We start from the raw sequence: 24,384 nt of genomic DNA on the forward strand, positions 1-24,384 counted from the left end.
TCCAAACGGAAATTTTGTTTGACTTGTCTCAAGCTTGGCATTTAAACCATACCAACTCTTACTCCAGATCGCGCAACTTGTTGAATGCCTCGTCGATGCGCTCGACGCCGATGACCTTGAGGCCTTCGATGACTTGCTTGGGCAGATTGGACTTGGGCACCACGGCCAAGGTAAAGCCCAGCTTGGCAGCTTCGCGCAAGCGCTCCTGGCCACGCGGCGCGGGACGGATTTCACCGGCCAGCCCCACTTCGCCAAACACGACCAATCCCCGTGGCAATGGCTTGTTGCGCATCGACGAGTTAATCGCCAGCAACACGGCCAGGTCGGCCGCCGGTTCCGTAATTTTGACGCCACCGACGGCGTTGATGAACACGTCCTGGTCGAAGGCGGCGATGCCCGCGTGGCGGTGCGCCACGGCCAGCAGCATGGCCAGGCGGTTCTGCTCCAGGCCGACAGACAAGCGGCGCGCATTGGGCAAGTGGCTCGTGTCGACGAGGGCCTGGATTTCCACCAGCAAGGGGCGCGTGCCTTCCTGCGTCACCATCACGCAGGAACCGGGTACCTGGTTGTCGTGCTGCGACAGGAACAGGGCCGACGGGTTCGACACCCCTTTCAAGCCCTTTTCCGTCATGGCGAACACGCCCAGTTCATTGACGGCGCCGAAACGGTTCTTGATGGCGCGCACGAGGCGGAAGCTGGAATGGGCGTCGCCCTCGAAATACAGCACCGTGTCGACGATGTGCTCGAGCACGCGGGGGCCGGCCAGCGCGCCCTCTTTCGTCACGTGGCCGACCAGAATGATGGTCACGCCCGTCTGCTTGGCCGCGCGCGTCAGTTGCGCCGCGCATTCGCGCACTTGCGCCACGGAACCGGGAGCCGAGCTGAGCGCGTCGGAATACACGGTCTGGATCGAATCGATCACCACCACTTCCGGCTTCAAATCGTGCAAGGTGGACAGGATCTTTTCCAGCTGGATCTCGGCCTGCAATTTGAGTTCCTTGGCATCGATGACGAGACGCTTGGCGCGCAGGGCGATCTGCGCGCCCGATTCTTCGCCACTGACGTACAGCACGCGCTTGTGGTGCGACATGTTCGCCAGCGCCTGCAACAGCAGGGTCGACTTGCCGATGCCGGGGTCGCCGCCGATCAGCACGACGCCGCCCGCCACCATGCCGCCGCCCAGCACCCGGTCGAATTCCTCGATGCCCGTGCCGAAGCGGGGCACGTCGATGGCATCGATATCGTCAAGCGACAGCACGGGCGCCGTCTGCGCCAGCGACATGTGCTGCGGATTCGAATAGCGGTTGTTGCCGCCCGTCTCGGGCAGGGTTTCCACCATGGTATTCCACTGATTGCACGAGGTGCATTGCCCCATCCATTTGTTGCTGATGGCGCCGCAATCGCTGCAGGTGTAGATGGTCTTGACTTTTGCCATGGTGTACTTTGCCCGGGTAAGGTGAAACTGCTGTCTATATATACAGTATATACAAACAAGGCTGTGAGGTCACGCCTCGATCACCGGAACGCGCGGCGCCAATGCGCACATCAGCTCGTAGCCGATGGTGCCGGCGGCCAGCGCCACTTCGTCGATCGGCATGCCCTGGCCCCACAAGGTGACGGCGCTGCCGACTTTTGCGCCCGGCACCTGCGTCAGGTCGACCATCAGCATGTCCATCGACACCCGGCCGATGAGGCCAGTGTGCACGCCGTCGACCAGCACGGGCGTGCCTTCGGGCGCGTGGCGCGGGTAGCCGTCCGCATAGCCGCAGGCCACCACGCCCACCTTGATATTGCCGGCCGCCTCGTAGCGGCTGCCGTAGCCCACCACTTCACCGGCGGCGATATCCTGGATGCCGATAATCTTGCTGCGCAAGGTCATGGTGGGCAGCAAGCCGAACGCCTGCGCGCACGTGCCGCCGGGAGCGCCGCTGGGCGTGCCGCCGTACAGCATGATGCCGGGCCGCACCCAGTCGCTGTCGAGATGGTGCAGCAGCACGCCGGCCGAATTGCACAGGCTGCGCGGCAGCGGCGCGCCTATGCTGGCCGCGCCCGCTTCAAAACGCAGCATCTGCTGGGCCAGAGGCAAGCGCGTGGGCGCCGCTTCATCGGCATTGGCGAAATGCGTCATCAGGGTGATCGTGCCGACGTGCGGCATGGCGCGCAGACGCGCATACGCACCCGCCACGGCGCCCGGCGTAAAGCCCAGGCGGTTCATGCCCGTATTCATCTTCAGGTGCACGTCGATGGCGTGCGGCAAACGCGCCGCTGCCAGCATGGCGATCTGTTCCTCGCAATGCACGCTGCCGTTCAAGCCATATTGCGCCATGACAGGCAAATCGCCAGCGTCGAAAAAACCTTCGAGCAGCAAGATGGGCTTGGTCCAGCCCAGTTCGCGCAAGCGCACGGCGTAATCGACCTCGACCAGCGCCAGGCCATCGGCGTCGGCAAAGCCCCGCATGGCCCTTTCCAGGCCGTGGCCATAGGCATTTGCCTTGACGACGGCCCACACGTTGGCGCCGCGGGCACCGGCACGGGCGCGCGCCAGATTGTGTTGCATGGCATCGAGATGAATGGTGGCGATGAGGGGCCTGGGCATAAGCGTGACACACGGCAAGTGGGAAAGCCGTATTTTACCGGATGGGCCGCGAGCAGGCGCCGCTAGCAGGCGCAGGATAGGCGCGCAGGACACCATGTACAAAATGCTCACATGTATGTGTATTTTTCTACGGCAGAAAAATTAAGCTTCGCTTAGGCAAGAGGATGCAAAGCAGCCCCTTCCAAACTTGGGGTTTGCCGTTTTTTCGTGGTATAAAGCAAGCCAGATATGATTTCAGGCATTCCAGAATGAATCGTGGTTTTTATACCATCATGGCGGCGCAGTTCTTTTCCTCGCTGGCAGATAACGCCCTCTTTTTTGTCGCCGTCGATTTATTGGTGTCCATGAAATCCCCGGCGTGGATCACGCCGCTGCTCAAACTGTCGTTCGTGCTGTTTTACGTGCTGTTGGCCGCTTTTGTCGGCGCCTTCGCCGATGCACTGCCGAAAGGCAAGGTCATGTTCATTGCCAACATGGTCAAGATCTTCGGCTGCGCCCTCGTCTTCTTCCACGTGCATCCGTTGCTGGCCTACGCCGTCGTCGGTTTTGGCGCGGCCGTGTACTCGCCCGCCAAGTACGGCATCCTGACGGAACTGCTGCCGCCGGAAAAACTCGTGGCGGCGAATGGCTGGATCGAAGGCTTGACCGTCACCTCCATCATCCTCGGCACCGTCATGGGCGGCGCGCTCGTCAGCGGTCACGTGTCCGACATGCTGCTGTCGATCGACATTCCCCTGATCAATACGGGCATCACCAGCAAGACAGAAGCGGCCTTGTGCGTGGTAGTGGGCATTTATGCGCTGGCAACCCTGGCCAACCTGAAGATTCCCGACACGGGCTGCGTATATGCGCACCAGGAACGCAATCCTATCAAACTGATTACCGATTTTGCCAATTGCTATTCCATCCTGTGGAAAGACAAGCTGGGCCAGATCACCCTGGCCGTAACGACCCTGTTCTGGGGCGCAGGCGCCACCTTGCAGCTGATCGTGCTGGAATGGGCCAAACAATCGCTGAACATGCCGTTCGACAAGGCAACCAGCCTGGTGGGCGTGGTCGCCATCGGCGTGGCCGCCGGCGCCGTGCTGTCGGCCCGTTTCATTCCACTGCGCAAATCGCTGACCGTCATTCCGCTCGGCATCGCCATGGGCGTGATCGTCATGATGATGACGCAAGTGCACTCCGTGTGGATCGCCTACCCGCTGCTGATACTGATCGGCGCCCTGTCCGGTTTCTTCGTCGTGCCAATGAATGCCCTGCTACAACACCGCGGCCACGTGCTGATGAGCGCAGGCCACTCGATCGCCGTGCAGAACTTCAATGAAAACCTGTCGATTCTGACCATGCTGGCCGTGTATTCGATCATGATTCGCTTGCACCTGCCGCTGAACATCATCATCACCCTGTTCGGCCTGTTCGTCGCCGGCACCATGTACATGATCATGCGCAAGCACAAGCTGAACCAGGCTGAGCATGACAATTTATCGCTGATTGGCGAGCAGAAACACTAGACCCAAGCAAGGGCTGGGGTCAGACCCTGAGGGTCTGACCCCGGATTTCGTTTTGGGTTGAGAGTCTTAAATCGGCAAAGCACCAGCCAGCCGCCGCGCGGCAGCCTGCTCCGTCCAGTCATGGGGCACGACAAAACCGCGCGTGCGCTCCACTTCCCAGCCTTCGACATTGTCCACCGTGGCCACCAGCACCGGTTGCGCCAGATCAAACAACTGCGCCTGCAAGGCATCGACATCGAGCACTTCCACGTCGCGGCCCTTGAACGGCGCCAGCCATTGCAAGCGCGGCAGCACGACATAGCGCTGCTGCGGCAATTGGGTTGGCGTGCACCAGAAGCCGTGTCCATGTTCCTGGGAAATGCCGTCCATGGCAGGCGTGGCGCCTGCCGCATAGAACAGCCAGCCCTTGACCAGCGCCTGCGCCGCGCACACGGGCTGCGCCAGCAGGGTTTGCGCGGCCGGATGGCGGGACAAGGCCAACTGCTTGCCGAGAATCTTGCGCATCTTCAAACCCAGGGTATCGGCCAGGTTGGGGCCGATCAAGTGGTTGAACACACCGGGATCGGGCGCGCCTTCGAGCAGGTAGAACTTGGTGGCGAATTCCCAGTGCAGCAGTTCACTCCCGTCACGCAGCAGGAAATCGAATTCGCCCACCGTATCGTTGCGGTTCACTTGCACTTGCAAGCCATGCGCTTGCAGCAATCCATGCTGTTCAAAATAAAAGGCCAGCAGCTTTTCAGCGTACAGGCCCAGGCGGGAATAGAATTTCGGCCCCAGCGCCGCGTCGAGCGGCGACGGGTCATCCTGCAGCGCGCCCAGCCACGCCGCCACGGCGGGCGTGACGGGTGCGAGGCTGGCGATGCGCCCGCCCCAATGGGGGCTGGCCGGGTCCAGCAAGTCGGGCGAGTCGAGCAGCCAGGCCAGCGCACGCACGCGGGGGTGCGTCAAATGGCCCCAGCGGCGCTCGAAGCGGGCCTGAAAGCTGTAGACGGCCGACTCAACCACCGTGCGTGCTTTTCGCCAGGCACAGGTCGGCCCAGGCGCGCGCCTTGGCCTTGCCCGTCCCGTCCTGCAGCAGTTGCTCTGGGTGGAAGGTGGGCACGACGGACGCATTGCCCAGCTGGCGCACCTTGCCGCGCACGGGCTTTTCGCCGGGATTGATGCCGGCGGCGGCCATCGATCCGAGAGTGACGATGGTGCGCGGCTGCAGCAGGGCCAGTTCGCGGTCGAAGTACGGGCGGCAGGCAGCGGACTCGGCTTCTGTCGGCAAGCGTTCCTGCCCGGCCTCGTCGAGCGGACGGCATTTCAGCAAATGCGTGATGTACACATCGCTGCCCGCGTCGATATCGATGGCTTTCAGCATATTGTCGAGCAGCTTGCCCTGTTCGCCAGGCAAGGCGCGCCCTTCCCGTTCTTCCAGGCGCGAGGGGCTGCTGGCCAGCATCAGCCAGGCGCCCTGGCGGTCGCCACGGCCCATGACGACACCCTTGCGCGTCTTGCATAAATCGCAGCGCGCGCACTTGGCCACGGCCGCCGTCAAGCCATCCCAGTCGAGGGCGGCGATATCGGCATCGCTCAGCTGTCTGGCGGGCGGCGGTGGCGGCGCATCGTCGAACCAGGCCGTGTCGTCCGGCTCGGCGGCGGGGACTGACGCCGCGGCAACGGCGACAGGTGCTTCGGCCTGCACCTCGACCTTCGCCTCGGCAACCACCTCGACGACTTCGGCAACCACCTCTGTGAATACCTCAATCACGGCTTCAGCCACGGGTGGCGCCACGGCCGCTTCCATCTCCACGGGCGCTTCGGCGACGACGTCAACGGTCTCGGGTGCTGCGCGCTGGCGCAAGCGCCACAGGGGACCGACGCCCATTTCATCGAGGAAAACGGCGCTGCGGCTCATAAGGTATAACGCATCACGATGGCGTCCTCACGTTGCGAGTTGGCCGCCGGATAATATCCCTTGCGGCGGCCTATCTGTTCAAATCCATAACGCTGGTAGATATCGAGCGCGCGCACGTTCGACGGGCGCACTTCCAGCAGCATCGATTCCATGCCCAGCTGGCGCGCGCAGGCGCAGGACTGGTTCAGCAGGAAACGCCCCAGCCCCTGGCCCTGGATGGCGCCCTCGACGGCCACGTTCAGCAAATGCGCTTCATCGACGACCAGCATCAGCAAGAAGTAGCCGAGCAAGGTGCCATCCACGTCGCGCAAGACCCAGGCAGGGTAGCCGCTCTTGAGCGAATCGACGAAGTTGCCATGCGTCCAGGGATGCGGATACACGCGCTGTTCCAGCGCCAGCACTTCGACCAGGTCCGCTTCCTGCATCGGCTGATAGTCGAGGCGCAGCAAGTCCCAGCCTGCAGCGCTGTCCTTGCCCGCTTCCATCATTGCGCCGACTCCGCAGCGGCCTTGGCGGCCTGCATGTCGAGACGCTCGGCACTTGTGTAAGCGATCTTGTTGCGCAAGTACAGAGGCTGCGCCTCGGCCGCCGTCACGAACTGACCGGCCACAAACGCGATGCGCGCCAGCTGCGCCACTTGCACGGCGTGCGGCATGATGGCCGCGTCGGCAGCGGCGGCGCATGGCAGCGCGGCCAATGCGTCAGCATAGGCACCAAAACCGTTGCCGCAAGCGGTGACGTCGCCTTGCGGCGCGACGCCGGCCGGCGCGCTCAGGGCCGGCTGCAGCACGGCCTGCAATCCATTTTGATAGTCATATTGCGCCCAGTACACTTCGCCCATGCGGGCGTCGAGCACGGTCACGATGCGCTGCGCGCCATGCTGCTGGTGGCACGCGAGCGCCATGGCATCGAGCGTGACGACGGGCACGACGGGCAGATTGGCGCCGTAGGCCAGGCCTTGCGCGATGCCGCAAGCCGTGCGCACGCCCGTAAACGAGCCGGGACCGGAGCCGTAGGCGATGGCATCGACGTCCGCCAGGGTCACGCCAGCCTCAGCCAGCAATTCCTGCACCATCGGCAGGATGGATTGGGAATGGGTGCGCACGCCCGACGAGGCGCGGGACAGGACGACATCGCCGCGCAGCAAGGCGCAGGAGGCGAGTTCGGACGACGTTTCAATAGCAAGTAAGGTGGGAAGTAAGGTAGACATAGCGTATTTTACCTTGCCAGGCCCGGGAACGGCATGCCGTGCCGGTCAACAACAGCCCACTTGCACAGGCCATGCGCGAGGACGGCTATAATAAAAGGCTAAGCTGATTGCTTGACCGGCGTCATTGCGCCATGCCTGGCAATCCATACGCGACACTATCACCCCACTCTTGCCCTGGTCCGCTCCGTGAATCCACTTCTTGCTAAACTGCAACCATACCCGTTTGAAAAGCTGCGCCAGCTGTTTGCCGGCATAACGGTCAACCCCGAATATGCGCCCATCAGCCTGGGCATGGGCGAACCCAAGCACCCGACGCCGGCCTTCATCGAGCAGGCATTGACCGACAATATCCATGGCCTGGCCAGCTATCCGACCACCATCGGTTCGGAAGCCTTGCGTACCGCCATCGCCGGCTGGCTCGAGCGCCGCTACGGCATCCCCAAGCTCAATCCTGCCACGCAAATCCTGCCCGTGAACGGTTCACGCGAAGCGCTGTTTGCGCTGGCGCAAACGGTGATCGATCCATCGGCCGGTTCGCTCGTGATCAGCCCGAACCCGTTTTACCAGATCTATGAAGGCGCGGCCTACCTGGCCGGTGCCGAACCGTATTTCGTCAATTCCGATCCGGCGCGCAATTTCGGCTGCGACTACGACAGCGTGCCCGCGTCCGTGTGGGAAAAGGTCAAGCTGCTGTTCCTGTGCTCGCCCGGCAACCCGACGGGCGCCGTGCTCACCCTGACGGACTGGGAACACCTGTTCGCCCTGTCCGAACGCTATGATTTCGTCATCGCCGCCGACGAATGCTATTCCGAGATCTACCACGGCGACACGCCACCGCTGGGCGCGCTGCAGGCGGCGCACATGCTGGGACTGTCCACCATCGAGCGCCCATATGCGCGCCTGGTCGTGTTTTCCAGCCTGTCGAAGCGTTCGAACGTGCCGGGCATGCGCTCGGGCTTTGTCGCCGGCGACGCGGAAGTACTGAAAAAATTCCTGCTCTACCGAACCTACCACGGCGGCGCCATGAGCCCTGCCGTGCAGGCGGCCTCCGTCGCGGCCTGGAACGACGAAACCCATGTCGAGGAAAATCGCGCCAAGTACCGCGCCAAGTTCGACGCCATCACGCCGCTGCTGCAATCGGTGATGGACGTGCAATTGCCGGACGCCGGCTTCTACCTGTGGGCCGACGTCAGCCGCACGGGACTGTCCGACACGCAATTCGCGCAACGCCTGTACGCCGAATATAATGTGACGGTATTGCCTGGCAGTTATCTGGCGCGCGACGCGCACGGCATCAATCCGGGCCGCAACCGCATCCGCATGGCCCTCGTGGCCGAAACGGCCGAAGGGCTGGAAGCCGCACTGCGCATAGTAAAATTCTGCCAGCAGCTTTCCGCATCCGCATCAACCACGCATTAACCCTACATAAACAAGACATCATCATGAGCCAACAACTGCAAACCATCATCGACCAGGCCTGGGAAAACCGCGCCGAGATCAATCCAGGCAACGGCACGGCCGAACTGCGCGACGCCGTCTCCCACGTCATCAATGGCCTGGACAACGGCAGCATCCGCGTGGCCGAAAAAACCACGGGCGACTGGGTGGTCAACCAGTGGGTCAAGAAAGCCGTGCTGCTGTCGTTCCGCCTGGAAGACAACGTCGTCCTGCCGTCCGATGGCACGATGCAGTTCTACGACAAGGTCCCGACCAAGTTCGCCAACTACACCAAGGAAGACTTCGCCAAGGGCGGTTTCCGCGTGGTGCCGCCAGCCGTTGCCCGCCGCGGCAGCTTCATCGCCAAGAACGTCGTGCTGATGCCGTCCTACGTCAACATCGGCGCCTATGTCGATGAAGGCGCCATGGTCGACACCTGGGCCACCGTCGGCTCCTGCGCCCAGATCGGCAAGAACGTCCACCTGTCCGGCGGCGTCGGCATCGGCGGCGTGCTGGAACCTATGCAAGCAAACCCGACCATCATCGAAGACAACTGCTTCATCGGCGCCCGTTCGGAAATCGTCGAAGGCGTGATCGTCGAAGAAAACTCGGTCATCTCGATGGGCGTCTACATCGGCCAGTCGACCAAGATCTACGACCGCGCCACGGGCGAAGTCACCTACGGCCGCGTGCCAGCCGGCTCCGTCGTGGTATCGGGCAACCTGCCTTCGGAAGATGGCAAGTACTCGCTGTACTGCGCCGTGATCGTCAAGCGCGTGGATGCAAAAACCCGCGCGAAAACGGGCATCAACGAATTGCTGCGCGGCATTTAATTACTGCGCTGTGAAGTATCGGTAACACCTGCATGTCCCGCTTCGGCGGGACATTTTCATTTCCAGCTAGCAACTTCAATCGTCGCGCAGCCATCGCCCATCCTGTCCTATACTGGATGGCATGAATACACCTCCCGTCCTGATCGTCGGCGCCGGTCCTACCGGTCTCATGCTGGCCTTGCGCCTGGCGCGCCATGGTGTCGATTGCCGCATCATCGACAGGAACAGCGGTCCGGGCCAGGCGTCGCGGGCCATGGCCGTACATGCGCGCACCCTGGAGTTTTACCAGCAGCTGGGCTTCGCCGACGAGCTGGTCAGCCTGGGTATCAAGATCAATGCCATGCACATCCATGAAGGCGGCGAGGAACTGGTGAAACTGGCGCTGGGCGAGATCGGCGAAGGCTTGAGCCCCTATCCTTTCGTGCTGAGCCTGCCGCAGGACGAGCATGAACGATTCCTGATCAGCAAGCTGGCGGCGGCCGGCGTGCACGTGGAATGGAATGTGGCGCTGGACCTGTGGACGCAGGACGATAGCGAAGTGCAAGCCATCGTGCTCAAGGACGGCGAACGCCAATATTGTACGTTCAACTATATTTGCGGCTGCGACGGCGCCCGCAGCAAAGTGCGCGAGATCGCCGGTTTCGACTTTTCCGGCGGCACCTACGACCACCTGTACTATGTGGCCGACGCGCAAGTGGCGGGCAAGAATACGGATTTGCACGCCCACCTGGGCGCGAACTCGTTTGCGCTGATGCTGCCCGTGCGCACCAGCGGCATGCAGCGCCTGATCGGCATCCTGCCCGACCGCCCCGATGGCGCGCCCGCGCCCGTCTTCGACGACGTGCGGGAACAGGTGGAAAGTTTGCTGAATATCCAGGTCGAACACGTGAACTGGTTTTCCACGTATAAAGTCCACCACCGGGTGGCGGGGCAGTTCCGCGAGCGGCGCTGCTTCATCCTCGGCGACGCGGCCCATTTGCACAGCCCCGTGGGTGGCCAAGGCATGAACACGGGCCTGGGTGACGCCGTCAACCTGGCGTGGAAACTGGCGCAAAAACTGCGGGGCCAGAGCAATGACGCCCTGCTCGATACCTATGAAAGCGAGCGCATCGTGTTTGCCCGCAAGCTCGTCGCCACCACCGACCGCGTCTTCCAGGCCATCGTCGCGCAAGGCATGGCCGGGCAATTCCTCCGGCGCTGGCTGGTGCCGCACGCGCTGCCCTTCCTCTCGGGCTTCGGGCGGGCGCGCCGTCTGCTGTTCAAAACAGTGTCGCAAATCCAGATCAGCTATGAAGACAGCGCCCTGTCTGCCGGCCATGCGGAATACCTGCGCGGCGGCGACCGCCTGCCATGGTTTTCCGACGGTACGCAAGACAATTTCACGGCCCTGCGCAGCATGAATTGGCAATTGCACATCTATGGCGAGCCGGCGCCCGAACTGCTGGACGAAGCGCGCGTGCTGAAACTGCCCGTGCATTGCTACACCTATAACGTGGCCGCCAAGCTGGCCGGCCTGGGCCGCGACGCAGCCTACCTGGTCCGTCCCGACGGCCATATCGCACTGGCCCTGCATCTGCAGGAAAGCGGCGCCCTGCGCGCCCTGGCCTTGCGGCTGGGCCTGCATTTCGGCCCGGCAGAGATGGGCAAGTCGGCGCCACGGCCTGTGTAGGGAAAATCACCGGGCTGTGTTGCACTGCCGCATTGACTGCGCATCAACTGTATAATGGCGGCGACCATCGCATTTTCTCCTGGCGCAAGCGCCGCGATCAAGCGAACCGCATTCATTCCCCTTAGCCCTACCCATGACGACCATTACACTCTACGGTATCCCCAACTGCGATACCGTCAAAAAGGCCCGCACCTGGCTGGCCGCGCAGCAACTCGATTTCACTTTCCACGACTTCAAGAAGCAGGGCCTGGAACGCGCTACCGTCGCAGCGTGGCTGCAGCAATTGCCGTGGGATGTGCTGGTCAACAAGAAAGGCACGACCTGGCGCGCCCTGTCCGACGAGCGCAAGGCCGCCACCGTCGATGCGGCCAGCGCTCTGGAGCTGATGCTGGAAAACCCATCCATCATCAAACGCCCCGTGCTGGACAAGGATGGCCAGTTCAGCGTGGCGTTTTCGGATGCGCAGTACAAAGCCATTTTTTCAGTTTAATTTTTCAGTCTAGCCCAACACCTGTAAAGCTGGGGTCAGACCCAAAGGGTCTGACCCCGAGTTGACGCTCCGCCACATACCGCCCATGACCACCTCCAAAACCCTCGCCCTGACCGAAAAACTGATCGCCCTGTCCTCGGTCACGCCCGACGACAAGGGCTGCCAGCAGCACCTGATCGATATCCTCACGCCGCTGGGCTTTGTCTGCGAAACGATACAGTCGAACGACGTCACCAATCTGTGGGCACGCCGCGGATTGAGCTCGCCCGTGTTCGTCTTTGCCGGCCATACGGACGTGGTGCCGACGGGTCCCGTCGAGCAATGGCGCTCGCTGCCCTTCATCCCCACGCACCGAGACGGCAAGCTGTACGGCCGTGGCGCGGCCGACATGAAGACCTCGATCGCCGCCATGGTGGTCGCTTGCGAGGAATTCATCGCCGCCACGCCCGAGCATACGGGTTCGATCGCCTTTCTGATCACCAGCGACGAGGAAGGCCCGGCCACGGATGGCACCGTCATCGTGTGCAACAAATTGAAGGAACGGGGCGAGCAGATCGACTATTGCCTGGTGGGCGAGCCGACGTCGAGCGCGCAGCTGGGCGACATGATCAAGAACGGCCGCCGCGGTTCGCTGTCGGGCCGTTTGACGATCAAGGGCGTGCAAGGCCATATCGCCTACCCGCACCTGGCGAAAAACCCGATCCACGAAGCGGCGCAGGCGCTGGCCGATCTGGTCGAGGAAAAATGGGACGCCGGCAACGAGTATTACCTGCCGACGTCGTGGCAAATGTCCAACATCAACGCGGGCACGGGCGCCAATAACGTGATTCCCGGCGACATGGTGATCGACTTTAACTTCCGCTTTTCCACGGCCAGCACGGCGGAAAACTTGCAGGAAAGAGTCCACGCCATCCTCGACAAGCATGACTTGCAATACGATTTGCAGTGGACCCTGAGCGGCCTGCCCTTCCTCACGCCGCGCGGCACCTTGAGCGATGCGCTGTCGTCCGCGATCCTCGAAGAAACGGGCCTCACGACGGAGCTGTCGACCACGGGCGGCACCTCGGATGGCCGGTTTATCGCGCAAATCTGCCCCCAAGTGATAGAATTCGGGCCGCCCAATGCCAGTATTCACAAGATCGACGAGCACATCGAACTGCGCCACATCGATCCCCTGAAGAATATTTACCGGCGCACGCTGGAGCATTTGCTGCCCGTCTGAACCAGAATACCGAGGCCCGTCACGGCGGGCCAGAACACCGTCTTTTCGAGAATGCCATGACCCCGAACCCGTTTTCCACGCCACGCGACCTGCTGCGCTACGCCGTTACCCGTTTCAATACCGCCAAGCTGTTTTTCGGCCACGGCAGCGCCGAAGCGTTCGACGAAGCGGCCTATCTGATCCTGCACACGTTGAAGTTGCCGCTCGACAAGCTCGAACCGTTCCTCGACGCCAAGCTGCTGCCGTCGGAAGTGGCCAGCGTGATGAGCGTCATCGATCGCCGCAGCATCGACCGCGTGCCAGCCGCCTACATCACCAAGGAAGGCTGGCTGGGTACGTATAACTTCTACGTGGACGAGCGCGTGATCGTGCCCCGCTCCTTCATCGCCGAGCTGATCCCTGAATACTTTTCGCCATGGGTGGCGGAGCCGGAAGCCGTGGAAAACATCCTGGAACTGTGCACCGGTTCGGGCTGCCTGTCGATCATGATGGCCGACGCCTTCCCGAACGCCTTAGTCGACGCCGTGGATATTTCCGCCGACGCGCTGGCCGTGGCCAAGCGCAACGTCGACACATACAAGCTGCAGGACCGCGTGAATCTGATCGAATCGGACCTGTACACGAACGTACCGGCCAAGAAATATGATTTGATCATCAGCAACCCGCCATACGTGAATTCCGCGTCGATGGGCGCCCTGCCCCAGGAATACCTGGCCGAACCGCAAATCGCCCTCGACGGCGGCAGCGACGGCATGGACCTGGTGCGCAAGATCATCGCCGGTGCGGCCGAGCGCCTGACGGACGACGGCATCCTGATGATTGAAATCGGCAATGAGCGCGCATACGCGGAAGCGGCCTTCGGCGAGCTGGGCCTGACTTGGCTGACGACGAGCGCCGGCGACGACATGGTATTCCTGCTGACGGCCGAGCAGCTGAAGCTGGGTTAATTGACAAACGCACTACCTCACTCAACCCAACTGCAAATGCCGGGGTCGGCCCCTCAGGGTCCGACCCCGGGTTTGCGCCTTTGGGTTAAAACGCAAAGAAAAAAATGATACGTTTCCTACAAGTAAGCCTGATGCGCGGCATCAAACCGTTGCTCGAACAAGTCGACGTCACCCTCAATCCGGGCGACAAGATCGGCCTGATCGGCGCCAATGGCGCGGGCAAATCGAGCCTGTTCGCCATGATGCGTGGCGAATTGCACCCTGACCAGGGCGAGATCGATTTCCCGGCCAAATGGCGCGTGGCTTACGTGGCGCAGGAAACGCCGCCGCTGGACCGTGCCGCGCTCGACTACGCCATTGATGGCGACGTCACCCTGCGCAAGCTGGAAGCGGAACTGGCGCGCCTGGAATCGGAGCCGGCCACGTCGGAAAACGGCATCGCCATCGGCGAAATCTACAGCGCGCTGGCCGATGCCGACGCGTATACCGTGCAGTCGCGCGGCGAGCAATTGCTGCTGGGTCTGGGCTTCACCCTGGACCAGATGCAGCAGCCAGTAGCGAGTTTCTCCGGCGGCTGGCGCATGCGTCTGAACCTGGCACAAGCGCTGATGTGCCCGTCCGACCTGCTGCTGCTCGATGAACCGACCAATCACTTGGATCTGGACGCCATCATCTGGCTGGAAGACTGGCTCAAGCGCTACGCCGGCACCTTGCTGATCATTTCCCATGACCGCGACTTCCTCGACGAAGTGGTCAACGTCGTCGTGCATATCGACGAACGCAAGCTGAAACGCTATTCGGGCAACTATTCGAGCTTCGAGCGTCAACGCGCGGCGCAAATGATCCTGGCCGCCGGCGCGCTGGAAAAGCAGCAGCGCAAGCGCGCCCACCTGGAATCGTTCGTGAACCGCTTCAAGGCGCAAGCGTCGAAAGCCCGCCAGGCGCAAAGCCGCATGAAGGCGCTGGCGAAGATGGAAGAGCTGGCGCCATTGCGCGCCGCCGCCGAATTCTCGTTCGAATTCCGCGAGCCGCTGAGCGCGCCGAACCCGCTGCTGGTGATGGAAGATGTCGATGCGGGCTACAAGATCGAGAACGAAGCGACGGGCGCAATCACGCATAAAACCATCGTCAACGGCATCAAGTTTTCGCTGCAGATCGGCCAACGTATCGGCTTGCTGGGCCAGAACGGCGCCGGCAAATCGACCCTGATCAAGACCATCGCCGGCGAACTGATGCCGTTGACGGGCGACGCTACCATGGGCAAGGGCCTCAACATCGGCTACTTCGCCCAGCATCAGGTGGAAATGCTGCGCCACGACGAATCGCCGCTGTGGCATCTGGCGAAGATCGCCCCGACCGTGCGCGAGCAGGAACTGCGCAACTTCCTGGGCGGCTTCAACTTCCCCGGCAACATGGTCACGGCTTCGATCGCGCCGTTCTCGGGCGGTGAAAAAGCCCGTCTGGCGCTGGCCCTGATCGTCTGGCAGCGTCCGAACCTGCTGCTGCTCGATGAACCGACCAACCACCTGGATCTGGAAACGCGCGAAGCGCTGACGGAAGCGCTGGCCCAGTTCGAAGGCACCCTGGTCGTCGTGTCCCATGATCGCCATTTGCTGCGCGCCACCACCGATGAATTCATCATCGTTGCCGACGGCAAACTGCAACCGTTCGACGGCGACCTCGATGACTACAAGGACTGGCTGTTCAAGACCAAGCTGGGCAAAGGTACGGACGTGCTGCCAGCCGCCGGCAAGGCCAACAAGACCGACTTCCCCGTGGTCTCGCCCGTCGTTGCCGCAGCAGCCCCTGCCGCGCCCGTGCGCGACAAGCGCAAGGAAGCGGAAGAGCGCCAGAAAGCCGCCGCTTTGCGCAAGCCGATCGAAAACAAGATCAAGCGTCAGGAAGAGCAGATCGCCAAGCGCAATGCGCAAAAGGCGGAAACCGACGCCAAGCTGGGCGAACCGACCATCTATGACGCGGCCAACAAGGCGAAATTGAAGCAACTGCTGGCCGACCAGACCTTCTTCACCAAGGACCTGGCGCAGCTGGAAGCGGAATGGCTCGATCTGCAGGATCAACTGGAAAAGCTCGGCTAATCAAGCAGCGACAAAAGACGACTCCCGGGTCGTCTTTTTTTATGCCGCCTGCAGGGGGCTGGGGCTGCGGATCGCCATCAGGCGGTCGATGTCGACGAGGATTAATCGGCGCCCCGCCACCGTGCCCAGGCCCAGCAGGTAATCGGCTTCCGCCGCGCCCAGGCCGGGCACGGCGGCGATGTCGCCGGGCGCCAAGCTGACGATATCGGTGACGCCATCGACCACCATGCCCATCACGCCATTGCTCAGCTGCAGGATGATCACGTCGGTGGCCGGGTCGGGCGCGCCGTGGGCGCTGCCGAACGCGGCGCGCATGTCGACGATGGGGATGATCACGCCGCGCGAGACGGCCACGCTGTGCAGCACTTCCCCTTCCGAGGAAAAGCGGTCGAGTTCCTTCAGCGGACGCAATTCCCGCACGCAGCGGTAATCAAGGCCGTATTCCAGGCCGCCCAGCCGGAAGCTCAAGTACTGCGTCAGGGATTGCGCGGTTGCGGCGCCAGGCGTGGTCGAGGGCTGCATGGTGTTCCTTTCATCCGGTAAGCGCTGCCAGGATGCGCAGTGGCGCAACGTTGGCCCCATGCTAACCAGCATCACCACAGGCGGCGTTGAGAAACATCAACTTTCCCGGAAGACATCATCGGCTGGCGGCCCCGCCCTTGCGCCGGCGCAGCCATCTTCCCTTACAATACCCACATCATTCCCCCACAGGCAGGCCATGCAACACCTCGTCAACCCCGCTGAAGTTGAATTTTCCGCCATCCGCGCCCAGGGCCCGGGTGGGCAGAACGTCAACAAGGTATCCAGCGCCATCCATTTGCGCTTTCCGATCGCCGCCTCGTCGCTGCCGGAAGCGTACAAGGAGCGGCTGCTGGCCCTGCGCGACAGCCGCATCAGCAAGGATGGCGTGCTGGTGCTCAAGGCGCAGCAGTCGCGCAGCCAGGAGCAGAACAAGGAAGAAGCGTTACGGCGCTTGCAGGAAATCATCGATAGCGTGACCTTCCTGCCCGCCGTGCGCCGCGCCACCAAGCCCACGCGCAGCTCGCAGCGGCGCCGCCTCGACAGCAAGAGCACGCACAGCGTGCTCAAGCAATCTCGGGGCAAGGTGACCGACTGATTACGGCGGTGGCTGATAGGTCCAGTCCAGGCTGCCAGTGCTGTCCGCAAACACGGGCTGCGTCGCCGGCGTGGCGCTGCGCAGCAAGGCCTTGATTTCCTTCGGCGGCCGGTCGTAGACCTTGGCCGGCCCGGGCGGCACGACCAGGGTGCGTACCGTCGTCTCGCCATCGACCAGGCCCAGGCTGCAGCGCGACTGGCCCGCCGTCGCCTGCCGCTCCTGGCGTACTTGTTCCACCAGCGCCAGCATCTGCGCGTGCAGGATTTCCGACTGTTTCACCTCCACGCGCAGCCGCGCCACCTCTTTAAGGACGGGAGCGATGCGCGCGGCCAGCTTGTCGTACTGCAGCTGTTGCGCTGGCTGCAGTTGCAATTCGCCGCGCCGCAGCTGGCCCGCCAGGGTCAGGTAATTGCGCACCTCGGGCAATTGCGCGATGGCATCGATTTCCTGCTGGCGCTTGTGCTGCACCTGCAGGTAGTGCGCCGCCTTCGCCAGGCTCTCGGCGATCTTTTGCTCCAGCGCACTCAGGTCGGGCACGAGGGGAAACAGCAGCATCTCCACCTGCTTGCGGGGACCGGCGCTGCCGATGCGGATGGTGCGCGCCGCCACGGCGCAGCCTTCGGCCAGCTCGATGACGACCTCATCGGCGATGATCTCGCAATTGCTGGCGCTGTCGATCACCACGCGCGTGCCGGCGATGACGCAGCTTTCGGCGCGCTTCACGTGTACTTCGCCGTTCAGCGCCTGCAGCACGGAACCGGAAGCGACACCCTCGACGCGCACGTCGCCATCCGCATTGAACGCCGTGCCACCCACCAGGTTGCGGTGCAGTAAGATCAAGCCGCCATGCGAGTGCAGATGGCCATACACGTCGCCATGGATGGTGATGTCGCTGCCGTCGAGCTGGCGCTGCTCCTGCACTTCGCCGTACTCTTCGTAGGCGGCGCGCAGCTTCAGATTGCCCGTGGTGCGGCTGCTGACGCCTTCGCGGCTGACGATCTTGTTTTCGATCGCCATCTTGCCGTGCTCATCGACATTCACATAGCCATCCTGCGTGGCAACGAGGAAATTGCCATCGCTGAAATGCTCAACCGCCGTGCCTGGCCCCGCCACCGTGGCCAGGTCCAGTTCCTGCGGCGCGGGCGGCGGCAGCGCCTTGCCGGCCAGGTCGTAGCCGGGCAAGCCGGGCGTACCCGGCAGCAGACGCAGCAGGCGCGCGTGTTTTTTCACTTGCGGAAAGCGGTTCTTGAAACTGAGCAAATCGAGGCGGCCATCGGAGCGTTCGCGCGGCGCATCATCGCGGTGGATGCCTTGCGACACTTCAACGAGCTGGGCGTCCCGGCCCGGCTGCGGCGGCAGCACCCGCGCCACCGTGATGCGCTCGACCTTGCCGCTGGCGAGCATGGCGCGCACGGCCACGCTATCGATGCCGTAGCGCACGCCCTTGCACCACAGGTCGGCCACCAGCTCGTCAAACTCGCGGCGCGCCGGCACCTGGCCATCCGCGTCCGCCGTCAACGCTTCAAAGTAAAACTCGGCGCTGTCGCCACGGATCTTGATCTGTTGATACAGCGCGCGGCGCGGGGGCGGGAATGGCGCCACGCGCACGGCGATGCGCAGCAAGGCCTCGACCTTGGGCGCAGCGCGGGGGACAGGAACGTGAAACAGGGTCAGCAGGAACAAACCGTAATCGAGGCCGGCCAGCAGCTGGCCCGACTGGAACAGCTGGTCGACGGCGGTGCGCAGCTGCGCCGGCGCCAGCGACAGGTCCAGGAACACGCCCTCGTCGCGCTGGAGCAGGCCGAGCGGCAAGCCGCCTGCGGGGGCCGCATCCGGAACCGGTGTGTCGTCGTCGCTCACCACTTGCCTCCCCCAGCAACAATGTCAGAGAATTACCTCATTGCGTTAGAACAATATCACGGGGAATGGCCGTGTGCCTGACTCGGCAATAATGTTGGCGGCCAAATGCAGACAGGGCCATGTCTTGCGAGATGGCCCTGTCGGATGGGGTGCGCGGTGCCTAGCGGCGCGGCGGATTCGAATAGATGTCCTGGCCCACTTCGTTGATCTGGCGGCGCAGGTCGCGGCGTTCGTCGGGCGTCATGCGGCCCGTGCGGCGCGACGCGTCGGCGCCTTCGTTGGCACGGCGCTGCTCTTCGGCGCGCGTGTCGAAACTGCGTGCGTCACGCTGTTCGCGCAGTCGCGTATCATTGCTGTTGCTGCGCTGTACCTGTTCATACCGCTGGGCCTGCATTTGCTGCTGGTCGTCACGGCGTGGTGGCGGCTGGTTTTGCGCCGACGCCAGGCTGGCGGCAAACACGGAACACACGGCAAATGCGGACAGCACAACTGTACGTGCGGCAATAGCTGCGCTGGGAGCGGCGTGAATTTTTTTAGTAAAGATATTCATTGAGTTCCTCTTCCGCGATGCCGTATAAACTAAAGCTGATTTCCACTGTGGCCCCAGTGTATGATGCTTTACACGGTGCAGTAAGAGTAATTGGGTAAAGTTTGTAACACTTTGTAATGGGTCGCCACAGCCCCTTGCCGACGCCGCGCGAGGCGTTACTATAGCAACTAATATAAGATAACACGACACCTTAAATGACCACAACCTCCACTACCGGCAGCAATACAACAACGCAATCGATCCATGGCCACCAGGCAAAAATCATGGTGGTCGATGACGATGTGCGCCTGCGCGACCTGCTGCGGCGCTACCTGACCGAACAGGGCTTCAACGTCTTCACGGCAGAGAGCGCGACGGCCATGAACAAGTTGTGGCTGCGCGAACGCTACGACCTGCTGGTGCTCGACCTGATGCTGCCGGGCGAAGACGGCCTGTCGATCTGCCGCCGCCTGCGCGGCGCGGGCGACCAGACGCCGATCATCATGCTGACGGCCAAGGGCGAGGACGTGGACCGCATCGTGGGCCTGGAAATGGGTGCCGACGATTACCTGCCAAAACCGTTCAATCCGCGCGAGCTGGTGGCCCGCATCGGCGCCGTGCTGCGCCGCAAGGGCCCCGATGAAATCCCGGGCGCGCCGTCGGAAACGCCGCAAACCTTCGAGTTCGGCGACTTCGTGCTGGACCTGGGCACGCGTACCCTGAAAAAGAATGGCGAAACGGTGCCGCTGACGACCGGTGAATTTTCTGTGCTGAAAGTGTTTGCCCGCCATGCGCGCCAGCCGCTGTCTCGCGAAAAACTGATGGAACTGGCACGCGGCCGCGAATATGAAGTGTTCGACCGCAGCCTGGACGTGCAGATTTCACGCCTGCGCAAACTGATCGAACCCGATCCATCGAGCCCGCTGTTCATCCAGACTGTGTGGGGTCTCGGTTACGTCTTCATTCCGGACGGACAGCCGCGCTGATCGCAGGCGAGGCATGATGAAGCTTGTTCCCGATATCAGCCTGGCGCGGCTGAAAAGCGGCCTGTTCTGGCGCACCTTTTTGCTGCTCGGCACCTTGACCACCGTCAGCATGATCACCTGGATCGGCATGATTTCCGTCATCCAGCGTGAGCCGCAGGCGCAGCAGATTTCCGCCCAGATCATTTCCGTCGTCACCATCACGCATGCGGCACTGACGCACTCGGCTCCCGAACTGCGGCGCGAGCTGCTGTTCGACCTCGTCAGCAACGAAGGCATCCGCATCTTCTCGCTGGAAGAGGACGACCGCATCGAGCCGCCGCCCGACAATTACCTGATGCCCGAGATCGAGGCGCTGGTGAAGGCCAAGCTGGGCAAGGACACGCGCTTTTCCGCGCGCGTCAATGGCGTGGCCGGCTTCTGGGTCAGCTTCAAGATCGACGACGACGAGTACTGGCTGATGCTGGACCGCGAGCGCCTGCGCGGCCTGACGGGCTTCCAGTGGCTGGGCTGGGCCAGCCTAGTGTCCCTGCTGTCCCTGCTGGGTGCGGCCATCATTTCCAGCCTGATCAATCTGCCGCTGTCGCGTTTGACGGCGGCCGCGCGCGACATCGCCAAGGGCAAGCAGCCGGCGCCGCTGCCGGAAAAAGGCCCGATCGAAATCATCGAGGCCAACCGCAGCTTCAACCAGATGGTCGATGATTTAAAGCAGGTGGAATCGGACCGCGCCGTGATTCTGGCCGGTATCTCGCACGACTTGCGCACGCCGCTCGCGCGCATGCAGCTGGAAGTGGAAATGGCCAACCTGTCGGACGAGGCGCGCGAAGGCATCCAGTCCGATATCGGGCAGATGGACGCCATCATCGGCCAGTTCCTCGACTATGCCAAGCCGACGGAAACGTCGAGCTTTACGGACGTCGACCTGAGCGGCTTGCTGGGCGACATGACGCGCGAAGCGATGCGCCTGCCGGACGTGAAGATCAACGCCACCATCGCCGATGGCGCGCATGCGATGGGCAACCCCACCGACTTGCGCCGCGTATTGAACAACCTGATCGAGAATGCGCGCCGCTATGGCAAGACGCCGGGCAGCGACGTGACGGAAATCGATATTGCCTGTCAGGTGCGCACCAGCCACGGTGCGAAAAAGGTGATCATCGAAGTACAGGACCACGGCACGGGCGTGCCGGCGGAAAAGATCGAGCAGCTGATGAAGCCGTTCACCCGCCTCGACACGGCGCGCGGGCAGGCCAACGGCGCCGGCCTGGGCCTGGCCATCGTCGACCGCGTGCTGCTGCGCCACGGCGCCGAATTGCAGGTGCGCAACCGCGAAGGCGGCGGCCTGGCGTTTCAGATCAGCTTGCCAGCGGTGTAAAAATAATTGCGCCAGCGGTGCAGGCGAGGTAGGTCGGATTAGCGGAAACCGCGTAATCCGACAAGAACAGCCAACAATGTTGTCGGATTACGGCCTTCCGGCCTCGGCGGCCCCGCCTGATCCGGCCTACGCGGCATCCGGCGTTTGCTGCTGGCGTCATCCAACACCACCCAGCAGCAATCAAACCGACGCCTGCTCCTGCGCCAGCAATTTACTCATCAACAATTCCGTCGCCCCGTAGCCGTACAGGGAATCGCTTTCCATGCCCGGCGTGTCGAAGGGGATCGATTCCTCGCGATTCAGCTTGGCAGGATCGGCGTCCGCATAACTGGCGCGCCAGGCGCGCTGCAAGGATTCGTTGCGGCGGATAAAGGCCGGCATGGGCCAGTCGTCACGGTTCCAGTGGGGACTGTCGCCCAGCAGGGGCCAGCGCTCGTTGAGCAGCGCCATGTCGCCCGTGCGCAGGCGGCGCACGGCCTGTTCCGGCCGCAAGCCTTCCAGCTCGTCCAGCGTGGGCAAGCTGTCGCGTTTCGGCCCGAACATATACGCCAGCATGATGCGCCCGGCAGGCGCCCTGCGCGCCACCACGCCGACGGCATAACCGCCGCCCGGCAGGGGCACGGCAAACCAGCTGCCTTCTCGGTATGGTAATGATTTCATTTCTAAAAGCCCCCTGGAATACACCGGACAGCCGCGGCTGTCCGACGTTAAATTTAATTAGGGGCACAGTCTACGCGAAGCGATGCGAAAGTGGCGCATGGTACGCCACAACAACAAACCAATAGTTACAATATTTTCTCGTCATAGTGATACTGGGCAACTATCGGCCCCGCCTTGAACAGCGCCTCCTTCATGGCCGTGTCCAGGCGCGCATCGCGGCGACGCATCCATTCGAGCAGCATGGCCGCTTCCTTGCGGCTCGTGTCGCCCACATGCGCGAGCACGCGGCGCAGTTCCGGGTCCGTGCACGCCTCGAAGCGCTGGCTGTTCAAGTCCAGCGCCTGCAGCGCGGCGATGGTGGCGCCGATGGCGCGGTGCATGTCGAGTGCCGTGGCCGGCAGGCCCGATTCTTCCAGTGGGACGGTGGTCATGCGCATTCCTTTTCGCGTGGTGGTGACATCGGCTGCATTCTCCACCGCGCGAGCGAAAAGCTCAAGCGTCCACGACACGTTTCCACCCGTTCGGCCATAATCATGGCTCAGCAACAGCCTAAACCCCAGCGGCAGGAGCCCCATGTTCAATTTCGACTTTTACAATCCGACGCAAATCCTCTTCGGCCAGGGCCAGATCGCCGCGATCACGGCGCTGATCCCGCCCCAGGCCAGAGTGCTCATGACGTATGGCGGCGGCAGCATCAAGCAGAACGGCGTCTACGATGAAGTCAAGGCAGCGCTGGCCGGGCATACGATGATCGAGTTTGCCGGCATCGAACCCAATCCCAGCTATGAAACGCTGATGCAGGCGGTGGCCCTCGTGAAAAGCGAGCGCATCGATTTCCTGCTGGCCGTCGGCGGCGGCTCCGTGGTCGATGGCACCAAGTTCATCGCCGCCGCCGCCCTGCATGAGGGCGAGGCGTGGGACATCCTGGCCAAGGGCGGCAAGATCGTCGAGGCCGCCCTGCCCTTCGGCACCGTGTTGACCTTGCCGGCCACGGGGTCCGAAATGAATGGCTCGGCCGTGATCACGCGCAAGGCCACGCAGGAAAAGCGCTCGTTCATGAGCCGCAAGGTGTATCCGAAATTCTCCGTGCTGGACCCGTCGAAAACGTTCACCTTGCCGCTGCGCCAGGTGGGCAATGGCGTCGTCGATGCGTTCGCGCATGTGATGGAGCAATACCTGACCTACCCTGTGAACGCCTCCGTGCAGGACCGCTTCGCCGAGGGCATCCTGCTGACCCTGATCGAGGAAGGCCCGAAGGCCCTGTCGCATCCGGACGACTACGACGTGCGCGCCAACGTGATGTGGAGCGCCACCCTGGCCTTGAACGGCCTGATCGGCGTGGGCGTGCCGCAGGACTGGTCCACGCACGCCATCGGCCACGAATTGACGGCCTTGTACGAACTCGACCACGCACAGACCCTGGCCATCATCCTGCCCAGCATGCTGCGCGTGCGCAAGCAGGCCAAGCGCGCCAAGCTGCTGCAGTACGCGGCCCGCGTCTGGGGCCTGGACGGCGGCGACGAGGATGGCCGCATCGAGGCGGCCATCGCGCGCACGGAATTCTTCTTCCGCCACATGGGCGTCAAGACGCGTCTGGCCGACTACGGCCTGAACCATGCGAGCGTGGACGCCGTCGTGTCCGCCCTGGAAGCACACGGCATGACGGCGCTGGGCGAACAGCGTGAAATCACGCCCGCCATCAGCCGCAAGGTGCTGGAACTGAGCCTGTAGATTCGCACCACACTGTTGTAAAACGGTCAGCCGGGTGGGACAGCTGGCCGTGCTTCATGCTAAGCTGTCGTTTCGCTAGGGGTCCTGGAGCAGTCATCCGGGTGAGAGATACCCTTCGTACCTGATCTGGATAATGCCAGCGAAGGAAAGCGCAAAGTACCTCCCTCCTTTGATAGCTCCTGCGTTGGCGCCAGCCGAACAAGCAGCCTGCCGTGCTC

23 protein-coding genes and 1 riboswitch are annotated in these 24,384 nt (G+C 62.8%); of the genes, 12 read left to right on the top strand and 11 right to left on the bottom strand.

Annotation, left to right across the window (positions count from 1 at the left end; genetic code table 11):
* Window positions 1-58 precede the first annotated feature (58 nt).
* Both radA and alr read right to left on the bottom strand, forming a co-directional pair.
* Window positions 59-1,435: a DNA repair protein RadA gene (radA, locus tag MRBLMS1_RS05160; RefSeq protein ID WP_128142536.1), complete on the bottom strand. Its 1,377-nt coding sequence runs from the start codon at window positions 1,433-1,435 to the stop codon at window positions 59-61.
* 69 nt (window positions 1,436-1,504) lie between these two features.
* Complete coding sequence (gene alr, locus MRBLMS1_RS05165; protein WP_485878202.1) at window positions 1,505-2,596, bottom strand: alanine racemase; 1,092 nt, start codon at window positions 2,594-2,596, stop codon at window positions 1,505-1,507.
* A 248-nt stretch (window positions 2,597-2,844) separates the two neighbouring features.
* Between alr and lplT the strand changes: the two genes are divergently transcribed.
* Window positions 2,845-4,107 carry a lysophospholipid transporter LplT gene (gene lplT, locus MRBLMS1_RS05170; protein ID WP_034749808.1) on the top strand — a complete coding sequence of 421 codons (1,263 nt, stop codon included), beginning with the start codon at window positions 2,845-2,847 and terminating at the stop codon, window positions 4,105-4,107.
* A 66-nt stretch (window positions 4,108-4,173) separates the two neighbouring features.
* Here the strand turns inward: lplT and MRBLMS1_RS05175 are convergent, their stop codons facing one another.
* From MRBLMS1_RS05175 to tsaB, 4 genes are read right to left on the bottom strand one after another with little or no spacing between them, the layout of a single operon-like run.
* The gene (locus tag MRBLMS1_RS05175) at window positions 4,174-5,112 is read right to left on the bottom strand and encodes a DUF1853 family protein (protein WP_485878204.1); all 939 of its coding nucleotides are present in this window, start codon (window positions 5,110-5,112) and stop codon (window positions 4,174-4,176) included.
* On the bottom strand, window positions 5,105-6,007 hold the full coding sequence (locus MRBLMS1_RS05180) for a uracil-DNA glycosylase (RefSeq protein WP_485878205.1): 903 nt from the start codon (window positions 6,005-6,007) through the stop codon (window positions 5,105-5,107). Before MRBLMS1_RS05180 ends, MRBLMS1_RS05175 begins: the two co-directional genes overlap by 8 nt.
* Window positions 6,004-6,492, bottom strand: a complete 489-nt coding sequence (gene rimI / locus MRBLMS1_RS05185) for a ribosomal protein S18-alanine N-acetyltransferase (RefSeq protein ID WP_485878979.1) — start codon at window positions 6,490-6,492, stop codon at window positions 6,004-6,006. The genes MRBLMS1_RS05180 and rimI overlap by 4 nt, the downstream gene beginning before the upstream one ends.
* Window positions 6,492-7,217, bottom strand: coding sequence for a tRNA (adenosine(37)-N6)-threonylcarbamoyltransferase complex dimerization subunit type 1 TsaB (gene tsaB / locus MRBLMS1_RS05190; protein WP_181878053.1), 726 nt, complete (start codon window positions 7,215-7,217; stop codon window positions 6,492-6,494). The genes rimI and tsaB overlap by 1 nt, the downstream gene beginning before the upstream one ends.
* Window positions 7,218-7,403: 186 nt before the next feature.
* On the opposite strand from tsaB, the gene dapC reads away from it, so the two are divergent.
* The 7 genes from dapC (at window position 7,404) to MRBLMS1_RS05225 (ending at window position 15,911) form a co-directional block, all read left to right on the top strand.
* Window positions 7,404-8,636, top strand: a complete 1,233-nt coding sequence (dapC, locus tag MRBLMS1_RS05195) for a succinyldiaminopimelate transaminase (protein ID WP_485878207.1) — start codon at window positions 7,404-7,406, stop codon at window positions 8,634-8,636.
* 23 nt (window positions 8,637-8,659) lie between these two features.
* On the top strand, window positions 8,660-9,487 hold the full coding sequence (gene dapD, locus MRBLMS1_RS05200; protein ID WP_046683916.1) for a 2,3,4,5-tetrahydropyridine-2,6-dicarboxylate N-succinyltransferase: 828 nt from the start codon (window positions 8,660-8,662) through the stop codon (window positions 9,485-9,487).
* A gap of 121 nt (window positions 9,488-9,608) precedes the next feature.
* Window positions 9,609-11,156: an FAD-dependent oxidoreductase gene (locus MRBLMS1_RS05205; RefSeq protein WP_485878208.1), complete on the top strand. Its 1,548-nt coding sequence runs from the start codon at window positions 9,609-9,611 to the stop codon at window positions 11,154-11,156.
* 133 nt (window positions 11,157-11,289) lie between these two features.
* Window positions 11,290-11,646 (top strand): ArsC family reductase, encoded by a 357-nt coding sequence (locus tag MRBLMS1_RS05210; protein WP_128142531.1) that lies wholly within the window; start codon window positions 11,290-11,292, stop codon window positions 11,644-11,646.
* Between the two features lie 85 nt (window positions 11,647-11,731).
* Window positions 11,732-12,868 (top strand): succinyl-diaminopimelate desuccinylase, encoded by a 1,137-nt coding sequence (gene dapE / locus MRBLMS1_RS05215; protein WP_128142530.1) that lies wholly within the window; start codon window positions 11,732-11,734, stop codon window positions 12,866-12,868.
* A 56-nt stretch (window positions 12,869-12,924) separates the two neighbouring features.
* Complete coding sequence (gene prmB / locus MRBLMS1_RS05220; protein WP_485878209.1) at window positions 12,925-13,815, top strand: 50S ribosomal protein L3 N(5)-glutamine methyltransferase; 891 nt, start codon at window positions 12,925-12,927, stop codon at window positions 13,813-13,815.
* A 104-nt stretch (window positions 13,816-13,919) separates the two neighbouring features.
* Window positions 13,920-15,911, top strand: a complete 1,992-nt coding sequence (locus tag MRBLMS1_RS05225) for an ATP-binding cassette domain-containing protein (protein ID WP_456150452.1) — start codon at window positions 13,920-13,922, stop codon at window positions 15,909-15,911.
* 39 nt (window positions 15,912-15,950) lie between these two features.
* Here MRBLMS1_RS05225 and MRBLMS1_RS05230 read toward each other — a convergent pair whose 3' ends face one another.
* Entirely contained in the window at window positions 15,951-16,433 is a 483-nt protein-coding gene (locus MRBLMS1_RS05230) for a chemotaxis protein CheW (protein WP_485878211.1), read from the bottom strand.
* A gap of 196 nt (window positions 16,434-16,629) precedes the next feature.
* Between MRBLMS1_RS05230 and arfB the strand changes: the two genes are divergently transcribed.
* Complete coding sequence (arfB, locus tag MRBLMS1_RS05235; RefSeq protein WP_034749850.1) at window positions 16,630-17,028, top strand: alternative ribosome rescue aminoacyl-tRNA hydrolase ArfB; 399 nt, start codon at window positions 16,630-16,632, stop codon at window positions 17,026-17,028.
* On the opposite strand, the gene MRBLMS1_RS05240 is transcribed toward arfB, so the two are convergent.
* Both MRBLMS1_RS05240 and MRBLMS1_RS05245 read right to left on the bottom strand, forming a co-directional pair.
* Window positions 17,029-18,888 (bottom strand): flagellar assembly protein A, encoded by a 1,860-nt coding sequence (locus MRBLMS1_RS05240; protein WP_485878212.1) that lies wholly within the window; start codon window positions 18,886-18,888, stop codon window positions 17,029-17,031.
* Between the two features lie 160 nt (window positions 18,889-19,048).
* A complete protein-coding gene (locus MRBLMS1_RS05245) occupies window positions 19,049-19,438 on the bottom strand; it encodes a hypothetical protein (RefSeq protein ID WP_128142525.1) in 390 nt (129 codons plus the stop codon).
* A 263-nt stretch (window positions 19,439-19,701) separates the two neighbouring features.
* On the opposite strand from MRBLMS1_RS05245, the gene ompR reads away from it, so the two are divergent.
* Window positions 19,702-20,403: an osmolarity response regulator transcription factor OmpR gene (gene ompR, locus MRBLMS1_RS05250; protein ID WP_223278807.1), complete on the top strand. Its 702-nt coding sequence runs from the start codon at window positions 19,702-19,704 to the stop codon at window positions 20,401-20,403.
* Window positions 20,404-20,416: 13 nt separating this feature from the next.
* The gene (locus tag MRBLMS1_RS05255; protein WP_485878213.1) at window positions 20,417-21,775 is read left to right on the top strand and encodes a sensor histidine kinase; all 1,359 of its coding nucleotides are present in this window, start codon (window positions 20,417-20,419) and stop codon (window positions 21,773-21,775) included.
* Window positions 21,776-21,955: 180 nt separating this feature from the next.
* Here the strand turns inward: MRBLMS1_RS05255 and MRBLMS1_RS05260 are convergent, their stop codons facing one another.
* Window positions 21,956-22,435, bottom strand: a complete 480-nt coding sequence (locus MRBLMS1_RS05260; protein WP_128142523.1) for an Imm26 family immunity protein — start codon at window positions 22,433-22,435, stop codon at window positions 21,956-21,958.
* Window positions 22,436-22,560: 125 nt separating this feature from the next.
* Window positions 22,561-22,866 carry a ferritin family protein gene (locus MRBLMS1_RS05265; RefSeq protein ID WP_252867377.1) on the bottom strand — a complete coding sequence of 102 codons (306 nt, stop codon included), beginning with the start codon at window positions 22,864-22,866 and terminating at the stop codon, window positions 22,561-22,563.
* Window positions 22,867-23,008: 142 nt separating this feature from the next.
* On the opposite strand from MRBLMS1_RS05265, the gene MRBLMS1_RS05270 reads away from it, so the two are divergent.
* On the top strand, window positions 23,009-24,166 hold the full coding sequence (locus tag MRBLMS1_RS05270; protein WP_034749865.1) for an iron-containing alcohol dehydrogenase: 1,158 nt from the start codon (window positions 23,009-23,011) through the stop codon (window positions 24,164-24,166).
* 67 nt (window positions 24,167-24,233) lie between these two features.
* A riboswitch (TPP riboswitch) is annotated at window positions 24,234-24,331 on the top strand.
* Window positions 24,332-24,384 lie beyond the last annotated feature (53 nt).

It is taken from the genome of Massilia sp. LMS1-1-1.1 (assembly GCF_040815535.1).
GTDB classification, from domain to species: Bacteria; Pseudomonadota; Gammaproteobacteria; order Burkholderiales; family Burkholderiaceae_D; genus Janthinobacterium; species Janthinobacterium aestuarii.